This is a genomic window from Campylobacter showae CC57C, assembly GCF_000344295.2.
GTDB classification, from domain to species: Bacteria; Campylobacterota; Campylobacteria; order Campylobacterales; family Campylobacteraceae; genus Campylobacter_A; species Campylobacter_A showae_B.
Genome location: NZ_AOTD01000258.1, coordinates 1 through 15,872, shown reverse-complemented (window position 1 = coordinate 15,872; position 15,872 = coordinate 1). Strand labels below are relative to the sequence as shown.

General features: G+C 44.2%; 16 protein-coding genes. 1 reads left to right on the top strand and 15 read right to left on the bottom strand.

The features are described from left to right. Positions 1 to 32 precede the first annotated feature (32 nt). Positions 33 to 2,342, bottom strand: coding sequence for an autotransporter outer membrane beta-barrel domain-containing protein (locus H740_RS10635; protein ID WP_462477474.1), 2,310 nt, complete (start codon positions 2,340 to 2,342; stop codon positions 33 to 35). A 127-nt stretch (positions 2,343 to 2,469) separates the two neighbouring features. Continuing rightward, on the bottom strand, positions 2,470 to 3,678 hold the full coding sequence (locus H740_RS11995) for a S6 family peptidase (protein ID WP_197273074.1): 1,209 nt from the start codon (positions 3,676 to 3,678) through the stop codon (positions 2,470 to 2,472). A 185-nt stretch (positions 3,679 to 3,863) separates the two neighbouring features. On the opposite strand from H740_RS11995, the gene H740_RS10630 reads away from it, so the two are divergent. Next, positions 3,864 to 4,694, top strand: coding sequence for a YihY/virulence factor BrkB family protein (locus H740_RS10630; RefSeq protein ID WP_002953769.1), 831 nt, complete (start codon positions 3,864 to 3,866; stop codon positions 4,692 to 4,694). Here H740_RS10630 and H740_RS10625 read toward each other — a convergent pair. The 13 genes from H740_RS10625 to H740_RS10565 form a co-directional block, all read right to left on the bottom strand. Beyond that, a complete protein-coding gene (locus tag H740_RS10625; RefSeq protein WP_002953768.1) occupies positions 4,691 to 5,965 on the bottom strand; it encodes a ComEC/Rec2 family competence protein in 1,275 nt (424 codons plus the stop codon). The genes H740_RS10630 and H740_RS10625 overlap by 4 nt on opposite strands. 23 nt (positions 5,966 to 5,988) lie before the next feature. Next, complete coding sequence (locus H740_RS10620) at positions 5,989 to 7,398, bottom strand: replicative DNA helicase (protein ID WP_002953767.1); 1,410 nt, start codon at positions 7,396 to 7,398, stop codon at positions 5,989 to 5,991. An 11-nt stretch (positions 7,399 to 7,409) separates the two neighbouring features. Next, positions 7,410 to 7,871: a type II toxin-antitoxin system VapC family toxin gene (locus tag H740_RS10615; protein WP_002953766.1), complete on the bottom strand. Its 462-nt coding sequence runs from the start codon at positions 7,869 to 7,871 to the stop codon at positions 7,410 to 7,412. Then, on the bottom strand, positions 7,864 to 8,121 hold the full coding sequence (locus H740_RS10610) for a hypothetical protein (protein WP_002953765.1): 258 nt from the start codon (positions 8,119 to 8,121) through the stop codon (positions 7,864 to 7,866). Before H740_RS10610 ends, H740_RS10615 begins: the two co-directional genes overlap by 8 nt. A 14-nt stretch (positions 8,122 to 8,135) precedes the next feature. Further along, the gene (ispG, locus tag H740_RS10605) at positions 8,136 to 9,200 is read right to left on the bottom strand and encodes a flavodoxin-dependent (E)-4-hydroxy-3-methylbut-2-enyl-diphosphate synthase (protein WP_002953764.1); all 1,065 of its coding nucleotides are present in this window, start codon (positions 9,198 to 9,200) and stop codon (positions 8,136 to 8,138) included. A 398-nt stretch (positions 9,201 to 9,598) separates the two neighbouring features. Next, positions 9,599 to 10,342 carry a DUF4272 domain-containing protein gene (locus H740_RS10600; protein ID WP_002953763.1) on the bottom strand — a complete coding sequence of 248 codons (744 nt, stop codon included), beginning with the start codon at positions 10,340 to 10,342 and terminating at the stop codon, positions 9,599 to 9,601. 241 nt (positions 10,343 to 10,583) lie between these two features. Continuing rightward, a complete protein-coding gene (locus H740_RS10595) occupies positions 10,584 to 11,216 on the bottom strand; it encodes a DUF417 family protein (RefSeq protein ID WP_002953762.1) in 633 nt (210 codons plus the stop codon). A gap of 442 nt (positions 11,217 to 11,658) precedes the next feature. Beyond that, positions 11,659 to 13,746, bottom strand: a complete 2,088-nt coding sequence (locus H740_RS10590; protein ID WP_002953761.1) for a primosomal protein N' — start codon at positions 13,744 to 13,746, stop codon at positions 11,659 to 11,661. After that, entirely contained in the window at positions 13,746 to 14,180 is a 435-nt protein-coding gene (locus H740_RS10585; RefSeq protein WP_002953760.1) for a prepilin-type N-terminal cleavage/methylation domain-containing protein, read from the bottom strand. Before H740_RS10585 ends, H740_RS10590 begins: the two co-directional genes overlap by 1 nt. Before the next feature lie 55 nt (positions 14,181 to 14,235). Further along, complete coding sequence (locus tag H740_RS10580) at positions 14,236 to 14,685, bottom strand: type II secretion system protein (protein ID WP_002953758.1); 450 nt, start codon at positions 14,683 to 14,685, stop codon at positions 14,236 to 14,238. 79 nt (positions 14,686 to 14,764) lie between these two features. Next, a complete protein-coding gene (locus tag H740_RS10575) occupies positions 14,765 to 15,277 on the bottom strand; it encodes a type II secretion system protein (RefSeq protein WP_002953756.1) in 513 nt (170 codons plus the stop codon). Positions 15,278 to 15,407: 130 nt separating this feature from the next. Then, the gene (locus H740_RS10570; RefSeq protein ID WP_002953755.1) at positions 15,408 to 15,632 is read right to left on the bottom strand and encodes a hypothetical protein; all 225 of its coding nucleotides are present in this window, start codon (positions 15,630 to 15,632) and stop codon (positions 15,408 to 15,410) included. A gap of 7 nt (positions 15,633 to 15,639) precedes the next feature. After that, on the bottom strand, positions 15,640 to 15,872 hold a 233-nt coding region (locus tag H740_RS10565; RefSeq protein WP_002953754.1), incomplete at its 5' end, for a hypothetical protein.

The window sequence follows — 15,872 nt, the reverse complement described above, 5'->3', positions numbered from 1 at the left end:
GAAATCATCCGCCCCATTCTTACGCCTACGTTTTAAAATTTATACTCCAGCTTAACTCCGCCGCTTACGCCGTAGCTTCTATCATTATCTAGCATTCCGCTAAGCTGATAAGAAACCGCAAATCTTTTACTAAACTCCGTGCTAGCCGACAAATTTAGCTTATAGACCAGTTTGTTGTTGTCGAGCTTGTAGTCGACGTATTCGTTTGAATTATTAAGTGAAACATAAGATTTGTCGTCAGAGTTATAGACGTTTTGTTTTACCAAAAATTGTGCCGCAAATGCATTTTTATCGCTATTTAACACATACTCGACGCCGACCCCCAAAGCGACGTTAAAGTCGTTTATGTCTTTTTGATCGTATCTGTCGTTTTTAAAACCCTTTACTCCGTTTGCGCCAAATTCTAGTGCAAGTACAGGCTTGATAGCCTGAGCGTATTCGCCGTTTGAGCCGAGCGAAATTTTATATTTATAGTAGTTGCTCGAAAGGATGCCTGTGCTTCTTACGCTAGTCTTTTGCGAATCGTTTAAGCTGCGCTTAGAGTTTACGAAGGCTAAATTTAGATTGCTCTGTATCTCGTGAGCGTCTCGCTCAAAAAATCCATACGCTCCAAAACTGTAAATTTTAGCATCGTCGCTCATGGCGCCAGAGTTAAATTTAGCCTTGCTCACGCCCGCGCTCGTGCCCAAAATAAATTCGTCATAGCTCCTATCGTAGCCGATATTAGTACCGTAAAATTTTAAATCTCCGCCGCTATCTTTATCTTTAAAGTACGCTCCGTTTACGTTCGCCCAGAAGTTATTTCTCAGCCTATCAGCTTCAGCCGCCTCATAAGCCATCGCAGCAGTCGGTTTAAAGTCGCTCTCAAGCCCGGCTAGACTAAACTGAGAGATATCGGCCTTTGCCCTTAATTGCATAATTCGCGACAATCTTGAGTTGATTAGCTCGTTGTTGTTCTGTAGAGCCTTAACGCTGATTTTTAAAGATGAAGCCGAAATTTCCCCCATATCGGATTCCGCTTTTAGCGCCATGCGTTTTATCGTTTCCATATCGCCGCTTTGAACGGCATTTTCGTATTCAGGCGTATTTTTTAGCATATTTAGGATCTTGTTTTGTCTTTCGCTAAACTCTGCTATTTTTAAGCCATGCTCCACCCCTGGCGATACCTGCGGATTTGGGGCCTGCTGGTCGCTCAAGCTCATCAGAATTTTACCATCTTTTATAGTATAGGTCGTAAAAAGATTATTGATCTTTTGTTCCATATTAAATATCGCACCTTTATTTACGATATTTGTAGCGCTTACTAGCGTATACGTTTTATCGGCCGTCATCTGCCCTTTTAAAGCAGCCGTAAAGTCGATATTAAATTTCATTCCCGCGCCAAGCGTTAAAACCTTTTTAAAGTCCAAAATCGGCTCGTTTGCGTTGCCGAAATCTTTAATATTTAAATTTTTCGTTACGGTCGTATCAGGCTCAAAGGTTAGTTTATTTGCTCCGCTAACTCCTAAGTCTTCTATTTCTAATTTGCCGCTTCCAGCCACTATGCTACGAGTAGGAGCGGTATTTTTGCCGTTTACGACAAGTTCTCTTAGCTTTGTGGTTGTGCCGCCGACTTTTAGCATGCTGTCGCTATCCATGACGATTTTATTTTTAAAACTTACGTCTTTAACTAGCAAATTTCCTTTTTCTACGTTTTGGCGGTACTTTAATCCGTCGTCATAGGTATTTGATCCGTCAAATTTATCTATATAGTGAGCCAGTTCGCCGCTTAAATTTATAACCGAATTTGCAGCCTTTATTTCGCCGTTTACGTTAGCTTCCTTACCTATCGTAAGCTCTGATGAGTTTAGGTTTATGCCCTCTTTTGCGTTAAATTCTCTTTTGTCCCAATCAGGCTGAGACAGCGTCGACGGACGAGTTAGATCCATATACTCGGGCAAAGTTAGGCCTGCGGCGGCTATTTTATCCTTTACTGCCTGCGTTAAGACGCTAGCATCTGCCGTAGCGTGAGCGGTCGGGTGTCCTTGCAAAGTCACTTTGGTGTTGTTTAGAGCCAGGCTTCCGTCTATATCAAAACCGCCGTCAAACACAAGCTCTCGTCCTTGTCCATCGTGTTTTATGTCTATATTTTTATCTACGCTCGCATGAAATATCGTATCTTTGCCGTTTTCTCCACTCACGGCAAACGTCGATCTTTGCGTGCCTAGGTTAGTTATTTTGGCAGCGTTTGAGTTGGCCGAAACATTACTAAAGGTTTGATTAAATCCATTTAGATCAAGTTTTCCGCCGCCGTTTCCAAAGAAAATTTTATTATTTAAGTTATCGTCCGCGCCAAGCCTCAACAAGCCCCTGCCGCTCGTTACGTAAATATTTTCAAAAGCGTTTGCCGTTTTTAGCTCTACGATGCCGTCGCCCAGCCTCAGGCCCTTATTGCCGCTAGAATTTACGACTAGGCTTCCTTTGCCGATTTTATGGATACTGGTTATTCGAGGCGACGTTTAAATTTAGACTTGCTCCGCTAGCAACGTCAAAGCCTGCAAGTTTTTTAATCTTACCGCTACCGCCGATCGCAACGTCCCCGTTTTTGACCACTATTCCGCCGTGCCCTAGATCTAAGTCCGAATTTAGCGTTACGTCGCTTGCAGCGGTTAATATATTGTCTTTGTTTTGCACGAGCTGCGCATCCGTAACACTTGATCCAGCCACGGCGTTTTCATAGTCTTTTTTGTAGTCGTTAAAGTCAGTCATCGTTACGATTGAAGCGCTATTGCTATTATCAGCCACTACAGATAAAACTCCCACTAAAACCCATTTTTGCGCCACCGTATCGTAAACGAAAAATCCCGAACCGCTATCGCCCGGCAAAAGTCTATTTCTAAAACCCTTATCAGAGGTCATAAACATATAAACGCCTGGCCTATTTATGCTTGAGAGTCGCGTTTTATAATTTGCCGAATAATTCACGCTTATTTCATTTACGCTTCCGCCCAATGCCTGATTAACGATACCTTGGTCTTCAAATTCTCTTGCGCTTACGACGGTATCATATCCATCCGAATCAGTTTTGAGTTTTTCTAACCCAAGCGCTCCGGTGCCTGCCTGATAGGCAAGGACGTTATCGCCTCTCCCCCCGCCGCTATTTTTTATATCTTTTATGTAGTCTTCTATCTTTTTTGCATTGGCTTCATCTTTGGTTCTATCAGCGCCTGAAATGTCCAAATTTGGCACGTCCAGCGGATCGATTTGCCCCTCTACGATATATTTTGTGGTTCGCATATAGGCTGTATCGGAGTTGTATAGTTTTTCCGTAGAAGTTGCCGTATGCGATGTTAGATATTCGTATTTTGTATTGCCAAACCACCCTCTATTTTCATTAAAATTACTAGCCGCAGCAGCCCCCAACGTATGATTTGCCGTTACGACGAAATTTCGTCCCAGAGAGGTAAAATTTCCTTTATTATTCCTAGCGCCGCTATTTGGGATTTTATCAAACGTAAATTTGTCGCCGTTCCTTTGCGCAAATTCTAGCGGAGCGTCTTGCGGAGCAAAAACGCCCTTATTTTGCGCAAAATCAAGATAATCCCTATAATAATTCGTTCCTATATCCATAACCTGCGAGTTGGCACAGGTGCACAAAATGCTAGCTAAAACAATCGAAATACCAAATCTATTATTCACAAATAACCTCCAAATTATTTACTTTATTTAAATTTCATAATAATATTATAAATACAATTTAACAAATCTCTAATAAATTTTGAAGGCGCATTATATATATTTTTTAATTTTTTTGCAACCCTTAGCAAAATATTCTTTATTTTAAAATCTTTAATTGTAAAATACCTCAAATTTAAGGATTTAAGATGACTGCGCAAAAATTTGAAAAGATAAGACAAACGCTTAAAATTTGGCTCACGGCGATGCTAAAGATCAAGGACAAGCAGCTGCTACACTACGCTTCGAGCCTGAGCTTTCACACGATGCTCTCCATCATCCCCGTACTACTCATCTCGCTCTCGCTCTTTACGCAGATGCCAAGCTTTAGCGTCTATTACGCCAAGATCAAGGAATTTATATTCGCCCAGCTGCTACCCTCAAACCAAGACGCGATCTCAAACTACATCGAGACCTTTTTGCAAAACAGCTCGAGCCTTGGCATCCTCGGCCTTGGCGCCATCATCTTTACTTCGATCATGTTTTTTGCCGATTACGAGTACGTCATCAACCGCATCATGCACACGAGTAGCCGCAAATTTTGGAACTCGCTGAGTGCTTATTGGACGCTCATTACGCTGGCTCCCTTAGGGCTTGGGCTTAGTTTTTATCTCTCAAATTTATTTCAAGATATGCTAAACTCCAGCGCCTACACGAAGTGGATAAATTTCCTTAGCATATTCCCGTACCTCATCATTTGGGCGATATTTTGCGTGACGTATCTCATCTCGATAAACCGCCAAATAGCCCTAAAAAACGTACTTTTTAGCTCGTTCGTCGCCTCGCTCATATGGTATCTGGGCAAAAATATCTTCGTCTTTTACGCCGCAAACAACAAAACCTATCTTAGCATCTACGGTTCGTTTTCGGTGGTACTACTCTTTTTCGTGTGGATTTACGTGTCGTGGATCATATTTCTTTACGGCGTGAAGCTGTGCGCGTATCTGGAAAAAGCGGGCGAGAGCGACAAAGAAGCTTAAAAAAGCGCGGCAAAGCAGAGTAAATTTAGCGGCACGATAGCGGCAGCTAAAATTTTGCTTTTTACGCTTGCTAGGCTCAGCGCATTATAGAGTAAAAACAGCCAAAACGGCACGCTCAAATTTACGCCCTTTGCGCGCCACGAGAGGAATTCTAGCAAATGCTCATCAAGCACGCTACCCAAACCAAACGCATGCAAAAGCGCGCTAATCGGATAAAACAGGCTAAAAAGCGGCGTGATCGGCAAGACGGCTAGCTGCTGCGCGCTAACGAGCGGGAAAAAATAAACCACAGGCAAAATCATCGCCGAAAATACCCAAAAATTTAGCAAGATAGCGTGCGTCAAATTTGAAAATCTCTCACCAAAGTGCTGCAAATATAGATAAATATAAAACACTCCCAAACACGAAAAATAAAATCCGACGCTAAAAAGCAGACTCGGCATCAGCGCTACGGCGGCGCAAATCACGACAAAAAGTAGCTCAAAGCTCACTATACGCACGTTTCTAGCGAGCAAAAACAGAGCCAGCAAACCCATCAAAAACGCCCGCAAAAAGGACGGCACGAAGCCAATCAGCGCAAGATAGCAAAACAAAACCGCAAAGATCATTACGCTAAGGTCAAATTTGGCGTTTCGATACGGAAAGTATCGCGCCTGAAAATAACGGTAAATCGGGCGTAAAATAAAATATAAAGCCCCGAAAATCAGTCCCAAATGATAACCGGAAATCGCGATCAGGTGCGCTACGCCGTAGAAATTTACGTCTTGCCGCAGCTCCTTGCCAATGGGCGCGGCCAGAAATAGCGCGGTAAAAAGCTCGGTCATTTTTTCGCTTTCGTGTTGCGCGGCGATAAACTCAAAAAATTTATCGTAAATTCGCTCCTCGCTCGCGGCGTATCGAAGCTCTGTGATGCCGTAACTAGGCATATAAAATGAGCCGCTTAGATACTCTTTAAATTTGACGTTTTTGTTTTCGGCGCCGATTAAAATTTGCTCGTTTGCCTGCGCATCAAAGTCCGCCTGAGTCGTCGTGTAGAAACTAAAATCACGAGTTTTAAGCTTTAAAACGCGGTAAATTTTGCCTTTTGCGTTTGTTTTTTCGTAGTTTTGTAAAATTTTAGCTTGCAGGATAACGCCGTTTTGGGCTTTAAATTCGCTAAATTTATAGTAGCTAAAGCCCAAATTTAGCGCAAAAACGAACGCGCACGCAAGGCAAAATGCATAAACCTCGCGCGCGTTTTCAAAGATAGATTTACGTTGCGGCTTTTGCAAATTTTGGCTTTAGACTTCGCATTTTAGGCGTTTGGGTTAAACTCCGCCACGTGCGCGGCGCCAAAGCTCTTATCGACAAAGCGCGTAAATTCCTTCTGAAATATCACTTCAACCGTGCCGACCGGGCCGTTTCGGTTCTTGCCCACGATGATTTCGGCGTCCTCTTCGATCTTGTTAGGGACAAATTTACGCACGTACTCTTTGCCCTCAGCGTGCGCCTTTTTCTCGGCTTCTTTCTCCTCTTGCTCGCGGTAAACCTCGTCGCGGTAGACAAAAAGTATCATGTCGGCGTCCTGCTCGATGGCGCCTGATTCGCGCAGATCGCTTAGCATCGGGCGTTTGTTGGCGCGGGACTCTAGGCTGCGGTTTAGCTGGCTAAGCGCGATGATAGGCATGTTTAGTTCACGTGCTAGCAGCTTTAGTCCGCGCGAGATTTCGGCGATCTGCAGGTGGCGGTCGGAGAAATTTGACGTCGCCATCATGAGGCCGATATAGTCGATGACGCATAGAGTGATCTCTGGGTGCGAGGACTTGAGCTTGCGCATCTGCGTGCGGATCTGGTGGATGTTTACGTAGCCGCTATCGTATACGAAAAGCTTACGACTAGACATATCCTCGCACGCGTCGCTTAGGCGCGACCACTCCTCGTCGTCCATTTTGGCCGTCATTATGTTTTGCAGCGGGATCGAGGTTTTAGCGCTTAGCATACGCAGCATGATCTGCTCGGCTGGCATCTCAAGCGAGAAAAACACCACTCCGCCGCCGCGCATCAGCACGTGGTTCATCAAATTTAGACAGATCGTCGTTTTGCCCATACCCGGGCGTGCCGCGATGATGATGAGATCGCCGTGCTTAAAGCCCTTCGTCATCTCGTTTAGCTGGCGAAAACCCGTGTCGATGCCCACGATATCTTTGTCTTCTAGCAGTTTTTGCTTTTCTAGATGAGCGATGACGTCTGCGATGATGACGGGAGCATCCTTTACGACACCCGCGCTCTGCCCGTCCACTAGCGAATAAAAACTCTGACTAAGCTCGTCCACCATATCGCGGCTGGGCTTATCCTCGCTCACTTTGCTAGGTATCTGGTGCGCGATTTTGACGAGGCTTCGCTTGATCGATTTTTCTTTGATTTCGTTGGCGTACTTTTTCACATCCAGGATCGAGTTCGTACCGATGATCTCGTTCATCACATTCTCGTCAAATTTGCTCCCCAGCTTGGTTTTTAAAAACCCCGTTTCGACCGGCAAATTTTCATTCAGACACTTTACCATCGCGTCGTAAACGTCGCCGTGAGCGCGCAGGTAAAAGTCAAACGGGCTTAGGATATCGAAAATCTCGCTTAGATTATCCGCGCTATAGATGATGGACGCGAGGATCGCGCGCTCCATATCTAGGTCGTAGAGATTGTGCATATCGATGTTTTCTTTTGCCATTTTTTATCCGTTTAATTTTTTTGTTTCGGCGCGTAATCTTCAATATTAGCATCCATACGCTTTAAGGCTATTTGTATTTTTGGAAAGGTTTTGTCATTCGTGACGATAGCCTCACAGCCGCCCTCTAGTGCGCAAAAATACTGCAAAACATCCTCAAAGTCTATCTTGCGACCCGATTTTAACTCGCTCTTTGCGTATTCGCACGCCATCGATAGCCCGTCACTAGACAGCGGTAGACATTTAAAATTTGACTTCCGCGATAATGCTCTGAAAAAATCCAAAATAATTTCATCTGAAATTTTATAAAATTTTTTTAGCACGTAAGCCACATCGCTGATACTGCCAAATGAGTAACAAATAGTGTCGCTAGCGCTAAAATTTTCAAAAAGTTTAACGGCTGCCAAATTTAGAGCGCCTCTTTCTTCGACTAAAAAATCGATCAAAATATTGCTATCAAGGAAAATTTTAGCCATCTAAACCGTATCTTTTTTTCATGTATTTTTTATCGATGATTTTTAGCGCTTTTATATCGTCTATGTTTTGAGCGGCCTTGCCTTTTACTATGCCTGCAAATCGCATGATTTCAAGACTCGGCGCACTCTTTTTACTTTTTAATTTATCGGCCGCAATTAGCTTTTTTACTTCGTTTGACAGCGTAGTCGCGATCGCGATCAGATCGCTTCTGTCGCTTGGTATTTCGATGTGAAATGTCGTAGTTTGCATGTTTTTCCTTTGATTTAGTGCGCCTGGCGAGACTTTATCTCGTCGTCGATCTCTAGTAAAAATCTATCTACCAGCTCGCTCTCGGGCAGTCTTGCGACCACCTCGCCTTTGCGCATTATCATGCCGTTTCCTTTGCCAAACGCTATCGCCACGTCCGCACCCTTGGCCTCTCCGATAGCATTTACGACGCAGCCCATCACCGAGACGTTTAGCGGCTCTTTGATGTGCTTGGTCTTTTCCTCGACGAGCTTTACCGCAGCCATCAGGTCAGCTTGCAAACGCCCGCAGGTCGGACACGAGATGATATTTAGCCCCTCTTTTTGGCGGCCGCTGTCTTTTAGGATCGCTTTTGCGACCTTGATCTCCTCCTCGAGCTCGCCCGTGATGCTAACTCGCATCGTATCGCCGATGCCCTCCAGTAGCAGTCCGCCTAGCGCGATCGCGGACTTTATCGTCGCGTGAAAACTAGTGCCGGCCTCCGTAACGCCCAGATGAAACGGATAATTTACCAGCGGCCGTAGCGCGCGATATGCAGCCATCGTGCGCTCGACGTCGCTTGATTTTAGCGAGATTTTGATATCGGTAAAGTCAAAATCCTCAAGCAAATTTATGTTATAAAGCGCGCTTTGCACCATCGCTTCGACCGTTCGGCCGTATTTGTCCTCAAACTGCTTTTCGAGCGAGCCGGAGTTTACGCCGATGCGGATAGGCAAATTTCGCTGCTTGCACGCGTCCACGACGGCTTTGATGTTCTTTTTTGAGCCGATGTTGCCGGGATTTATGCGGATAGCATCGACAAACTCGCTAACTATCACGGCATAGTTGTGGTTAAAGTGGATATCGGCGACGACGGGCAGCGGGCTAGCCTTCACGACCTCGCGCAGTGCGGCGGTGTCCTCTTTGTCAAACACGGCGCAGCGCACGATATCGCAGCCCGCAAAATAAAGCCGCTGTATCTGCTCTAGCGTGCCTTTTACGTCTTTTGTTTTACTAAACGTCATCGACTGCACCGATATGGGTGCATCTCCGCCTATTTTTACGTCGCGAATTTTTATCTGTTTCGTGGGGTATCTTTGCAAATTTGGCCTTTAAATTTTTAGCCAATTATAAAAAATTTTCTCTTTAAATAGGCTCAAAAATAGCAAGATTTTACAACATAGTCAAACGTCCGCCTCACGCCAACACACAGTAGACCGTGGATAAAAAGTCGACATTACAGCAGTCGAAGCCTCCGAATCTATCTATGCTGATGCTTGATATTATAGCGTTGCACCATTTTATTAATAATATTTCTATGCTTCAAGTAAAACAAAAAACACAAGCAGAAGTGTTTCGCAATGCTTTTGTGGTTGCGACGTGAAATTTCGACGCAGATAGAACATGTAGTTCATTGAGCCGAAATTTTATCAGCTCCACAAAACTAGCGAAGCGGCGGCATAGCCGAAGTTTCTATAAAAAGCGCGCAAGAGACAACGCGTCAAGTGTTCAAATCAGGATAATCCCACGCATTATACTCATCGCTCGGATTATCGTTTTCAGCCCCCTTGCAGCACAGCCACTCTAGCCCGCCGCGTCTCTCCATCACGACCTCTTCGTCAAGCCCAGCGCTTTTAGTACCGTTCACGCGGGCATTGATGCACGCCCAGTGATAACGGTAGACGAGATCGAGCGCCTGCAGGATTTCATCAGTACCCCGTATTTTCACGCGCTCCGAAAAATCGCCGCCGATAAAGGTATCCATCACAAAGGCGCAGTCGCAGATCTCGCTTGGGAAATTTAGCTCCTCTACGAGACCCATGGCCCACATCAGCGCCCACAGCGACTCGTATTTCCAGCCCATATTTACGGCCTCGTCGTAGCTCGCCTCGCCCTCTATGACGCGGCGTTCCATGCGCGTTAGCTTGTCTATGCACCCAAAGCGATTATCCAAAAAGTCCTTCGTGCCCCGCTTGTCTTCGTCGGTTAGCTCGCCGTTATCTCTGATCGTGCAGGCGCACATTATTGCGGCAAACGAGCAGATCGCACGGGCGATAACCTCGTCCTTTTCGCGCGGAGTGATTTCGTCCGTCTCGTATCGCAGTGGCAGATGGTCTATAAAAGGCACGCCTTGCGATTTTAAGATTTCGATGCTTATACCCTTGCGCTCCTGCGCGGTCTTGCCAACCTTTGCGGCGTTTGCGCTATTTTTACCGCCTTTTTTGAAAAAATCGAAAAATGCCATATTTTCTCCTTTAAATTTAGGGTTGCATTTTACCTAATCTCCGCTTATAGCAGCATTTTACGCGGACACGGTTTGCTAAATTTAACGAGCGAGCAAACGGATAAAATTGATTTGGTATATATTAAAAAAGCAAAGTAAATTTCTAACGAGATAGTAAAAAGTAGAGATGAGAAAAACGGCCGCGAGCGGCGAGTCGCCTAAAAATATAAATAGGCGTACCGCTCGCTAAAATCTGCAAATTTTACTTAGCCGAGCAGCTTTTGCAGCACTCCAAAATCCTGCGTGCCGCGTTTGAGGCTACGATTAGTCCCGCAGCAGACATTATTATATCTTTTAGCACCAGTCGTCCAGCACCCGATAGATACGGAAATCCGTGATTAGGGCTTTCGGTTATGCCGAGCGCCGGATTGCCTAGATTTGGCACCCAAGTCTCAGGCGTCGTTATCAAAAAGCTAAGCGTTACGATAGACATACCAAATGTCAGCAGCCCGCCGATAAGCCCTAGTTTAGGGAACCAAATGCCAAGCAGTACGAGCGTGCCGATAGTGCAGATCATCGCGCCGATCAGGTACGAAACCACGTAAGTACCGTTTTGTTTGTGCCACTCGATGTTTTTAGGCACGACCAAGCCTTCCGGGTTTTTATGTAGGTTATACTCGGCGACCATTTTGCCCTTGCCGTTATCTACGATATCTTTTTTGCTATACATGTAGCTAAAAAACGGGCTGTTGGTTACAAACGGCACGATGCCGTCGGCCTCGTATTGCACGACTTTGAGTCCGCCTATCCACGCCATCACGATGAAAATCGCGACGCTAACGTAGTTTACGAAATATTTTTGCGAGCCGGCTAGGGCTTGTAAAAATTTTTGCATTAAGTTCCTTTAGGGTGATTTTTATAATTTTAATTAGACTGTATATTTAAGGCTAGATAAAATTATAACGGGATTATATATAAATCATATAAAATTCGGCTTAAAGAGATAAGCATTATCATAAATGGAAACTTTAATTACATTTTAGTTTTGGTTTAAGTAAGATTTTAAATTCATAATATCTTTATCTGCAAACAGCCACCAAAACACACTAAAGACTATTTGGTAGATTTGGCTGGTCTATATGGGTGGATTAATAGCAAAACTTGCGTTAAATTTAAGACTTGATCTCTAGCAGCCAAAACCAAAACGAGCTCGTTTTAGCTTAAATTTTGACACCAAACCGAATGTGAAATTTTATTTTACGAACCTTGCAAAACATTTAAGACGCTTTCGCGATGCCCGAACTAAACATCGAAAATCAAACGAAAAGAAATCAAATTTACGAGAAATTTATCGGATCCATATCGACGTCAAAGCCGTGTGCGGCGCAGATACGAGCGGCTTTTATGAGCGGAGCGTGCGAGGCACAGCGCAGCAAAATCTCAAAACGGTATTTTCCGCCTAGGATTTCGATCGCGCACTTGCCGTGCCCTACGATCTCTAGTGAAGATTCGGCCATGCGCAAATTTTCAAGCTCGGCTACGCAAATTTCAAGCCTTTGCTTTGCCGCCTGCTCGCTTTTTTCAGAGACGACAACCCGCAAAAGCCTAGCAAACGGCGGATATATAGGCTCTCTAGCAAGAATCTCCTCAGCCAAAAACGCGTCGTAATCCGCAATAAAATTTTCAAAAAACTCCCGCTGCCTACTCTGCACGACCACGCGCCCCTCGCCCGAGCGCCCGGCCCTGCCCGCCACCTGCATCGCCAGCGCCAACGTCCGCTCGCGAGCGCGGAAATCCGGGAAATTTAGCAGCTCGTCGACGCCCATGATGACGGCAAGATCTACGTTGTGATAGTCATGTCCTTTGCTTAGCATCTGCGTGCCGACGAGCGCGTCTATCTCGCCCGCGTTAAAGGCTTTTAGCGTCTTTTCAAGCTTGTTTTGCGTCGTGATCTCGTCGCGGTCAAATTTCTCGATCCTAGCCGCAGGAAACGCCGAGCGCAGGGCGTCCGTCAGCTCGTCGGTGCCGATTTTTTTCGCCTCGATCATCTCGCTACCGCACTTCTCGCACGAGCATGTAGCAGACGCCGTAAAGCCGCAGTACTGGCACTTTAGCAGATTTCGCTTTTTATAAAAGCTCATCCCGACGCTACAAAACGGGCACTTTATCGTACTACCGCACTCGCGGCATGAAAGATAGCGGAAATTTGCACGCGTGGGCAGAAATACGACCGCTTGCTTACCGCCCGCAAAACTCGCCGTAAGCTCGCCCAGTATCACGCCACTAAGCCCCGTCTCGCTCTCGTCGTAGATAAATTTTTTCTCACTTTTAAAAAACGTTCCCCTTAGCCTAAAATGCGGCTGCTTTTTAAAGCTCACGACGCTCGGGGTCGCCGAGCCCAGTAGCACTTTGACGTCAAATTTGCTCGCCAAAAATAGCGCGAGGTCGCGGGCGTTATAGTGCGGATTTTGCGCGGATTTGTAGCTGTCGTCGTGCTCCTCGTCGACGATAATAAGCCCAAGTTCGGTAAACGGCAAAAACAGCGCTGAGCGCGCGCCTGCGATCAGATTTATCTCGCAACTCTGAAACTTTTGCAGGATCTCGCCGCGCTTTTTTGGGGTTATTTTGGAGTGCCAGACGCCAAACTTTTCGCCGAAATAGCTCTTTAGCCGCTTCGTCATCTGAGGCGTGAGCGAGATTTCAGGCATCAAAAGCAAAACCTGTTTGCCTGCTAGCAGATGCTCGCGAATGAGCGAAAAATAAATCTCGCTTTTGCCGCTTCCCGTATCGCCGAAAATTAAACTCGTTTTATGACTCTTTGCAAAATTTAGCGCTTCTTGTTGATTTTGGTTTAGGTTTGGGATTTTTGAAAAAAACTCCGTCGTAGCTGATTGGTCGGTGCTTATTTTTGGCAACCGTGCGGGATTATTAAAATTTAATTTAGTAGCAATACTCTCATTTAATTTCAAATTTTCTTGCAAGCTATTATTATTTAAATTTTGGGGCAAATTTGACTGCGATGTTTCGTTTAATTCCGTAGTCAAATTTAACTCTTTGCTATCATCATATTTTGCATTTGTCTCGTTTTTATCGCTCAGGATTTGCGCTTGCGTCAAATTCTGCAAGCAAGGCGCTTCAATTTCTAGCGGAGTAAAAAGTCCAGCCGCGATAGATAAATTTACGACGTAATAATGCGAGATAAATTTTAAAAGCGAGATTTGTATAGGCGTAAGCGTAGCGTGTAAAATTTCTAAAATTTCAAGCGTTTTAAAATTCGGCTCGGCTACGTTTTGGAGGACGTAGCCGATAGTTTTTTTATTTTTTATATTGATTAAGACTTGGGTAAAATTGGGTATTTTAAAATCTGAACAATATGTAAGCGGCTTAAGATTTAAGCCGCTCGGAATTATTTGGTAGTAGAGCATTACTCCGTCAATTGTTTGCAGAGCTTATCATTATTTGGACATGAGAAAGAGCCATCGGCTGTATCATAAGTAAAATCCACACTTTGGCTATTACTTAGGGTAAAAGTATAAATGGTCTTGCTGCCAGTCGTACTTCCCTTTTTCCATCCAGATGAGTCAGAAGTGCCCTTTTCTTTTATACCGTTTTGTAAAACATTGGTAAAAATATTCGTAGTTCCAGATTTTTCAAGACTGCCATAAGTAAAATTACCGGATAGCATATTAGTGTTATGGCTATTTGTTATACCACTTCGTATAGAGGCTATATCGCTTCTAGCTTTAACAAGCACCGCGTCGTCCCTTGCTACAAATAGTTTAGGTATAGCTATACTAGCCAATATACCGATAACAACTATTACGAATACCAACTCAAGCATAGTAAACCCACGTTTCATTGCAAATCCTTATTTTAATATTTTTGTGTATTTTACCATAAACAGCTTTAAGTATTTAATTAAATTTAATACTATTGTGTCCTACGTTAACAGGGCTTAAATCAATAATCCTTTTAGCTACCTTATGGGCACTATTACAAACGACATCTCCACCGTTTAGCGGTATAATTTTTACTATCGGTGTCCCTTCGACTATACCTCGCGATGGATCGACTTCGCTCGCCAGAGCATAGCTTACTGCGATCTGTGCACATTCTGTATTACCTATTTTTATCTTACCGCTTGGATCAGATATGGAGTGCGACATTTCTATTATGCTGGCAAATTCCCCTTTTGCTGTGTAATAAGAAGCAATTTCCATAACATACACCGTAAGATCCATAGTAAATTTTGAGATCTGAGCGTCTGTTTTGGTGGCGGCTAGCTTAGGAACGATAATGACTGCCAAAATACCCAAGATAACTATAACAAAAACAAGCTCTACTACAGTAAAGGCGCGTTTCAAGCTATTTCCTTTAGTAGAATTTAAAAAGCCCGAGCCAAGTGACTCGGGCTAGTGTGTAGGTGGTAACAAATTCTACTAATTAGAATTTAATACTAGAAGCTCCGCCAACTTTCACACCAGGTGCTTGAGTGCCAGCTGAGTTAGCATATTTAGAGTCAATCATAGCTTTTACACCAGGTGCATCAGCAATAGCATTGCACGCAACCCCATCTGAACCAGTAAGAGTTTTTTTAGTTACTGTTACAACAGACTCAGTCGGATTAAACACAAGCTTAATGCAAGCTTTTGTCTTAAATGGAACGAATGCCTCTACATCCGCAGTTGCAGCAGCCATAGCATCTGTCTTAGCTATAGCACTACCATCATCATTTACTAGTGCAACGTTTGTCATGTTTGCAGCAACCGCGTTAAATTCACCTCTTGCAGTATAATAGCTCATAGCATCTCTTACAGCTAGAGTTGTATTTGAGATAGACTTTGTAATTTCAGCATCATCACGAGTTGCAGCTAGTCTTGGGATAGCAACAGCAGCCAAAATACCTAGTATAACGATCACGAAGATCAACTCAATCATTGTAAAACCTTTTCTCATATGAGACTCCTTGTGTTTATTTTGCATACACTTATGCAATTGGCGGAATTATATACCTTTTAACTTAAAAAAAAATAAAATAGCAATAAATTTATAAGGAGCGTGTAAAAACGAAACGAAGGTGTAAATTTTAGCCTATCTCTTTACTGAGTTTTTGAGCCAGTGAGCGCAGTTCGCGCTCCTGTTGGTAGTTTTCATAGCATTTTTGCACAAAGGCGCTTAACAGTTCTTTTACGTCGAGATATCTTTTACCGTCCGTAAATGTATCCCACTCGCGTTCAAAGCTTTGCGCAAATTCGTCTTCAAGACTGATAGTATAAGAAGTAGAGGCGATTTTGACCGTTATTTTTCTCATAGCTTATTTATTTTCCCAGTACCGCTTCGATCTTGCGTATAACGTCGTCGCTCTCGGTATTTTTAGCCCTTAGATCTTCTTCTAGGCGCGCGATTTGATTACTCTTGGCTTCGTTTTGCGCCTTTACGCTTACTAGCTCGTTGCGCAGTGATTCGTTTTCCTCGCAGACTTCGTTATATCTAGCTAGCAGGTCATTTACTCTATCGGTTAAGGTATTTAGCACTTTATCGTCGTCAAACA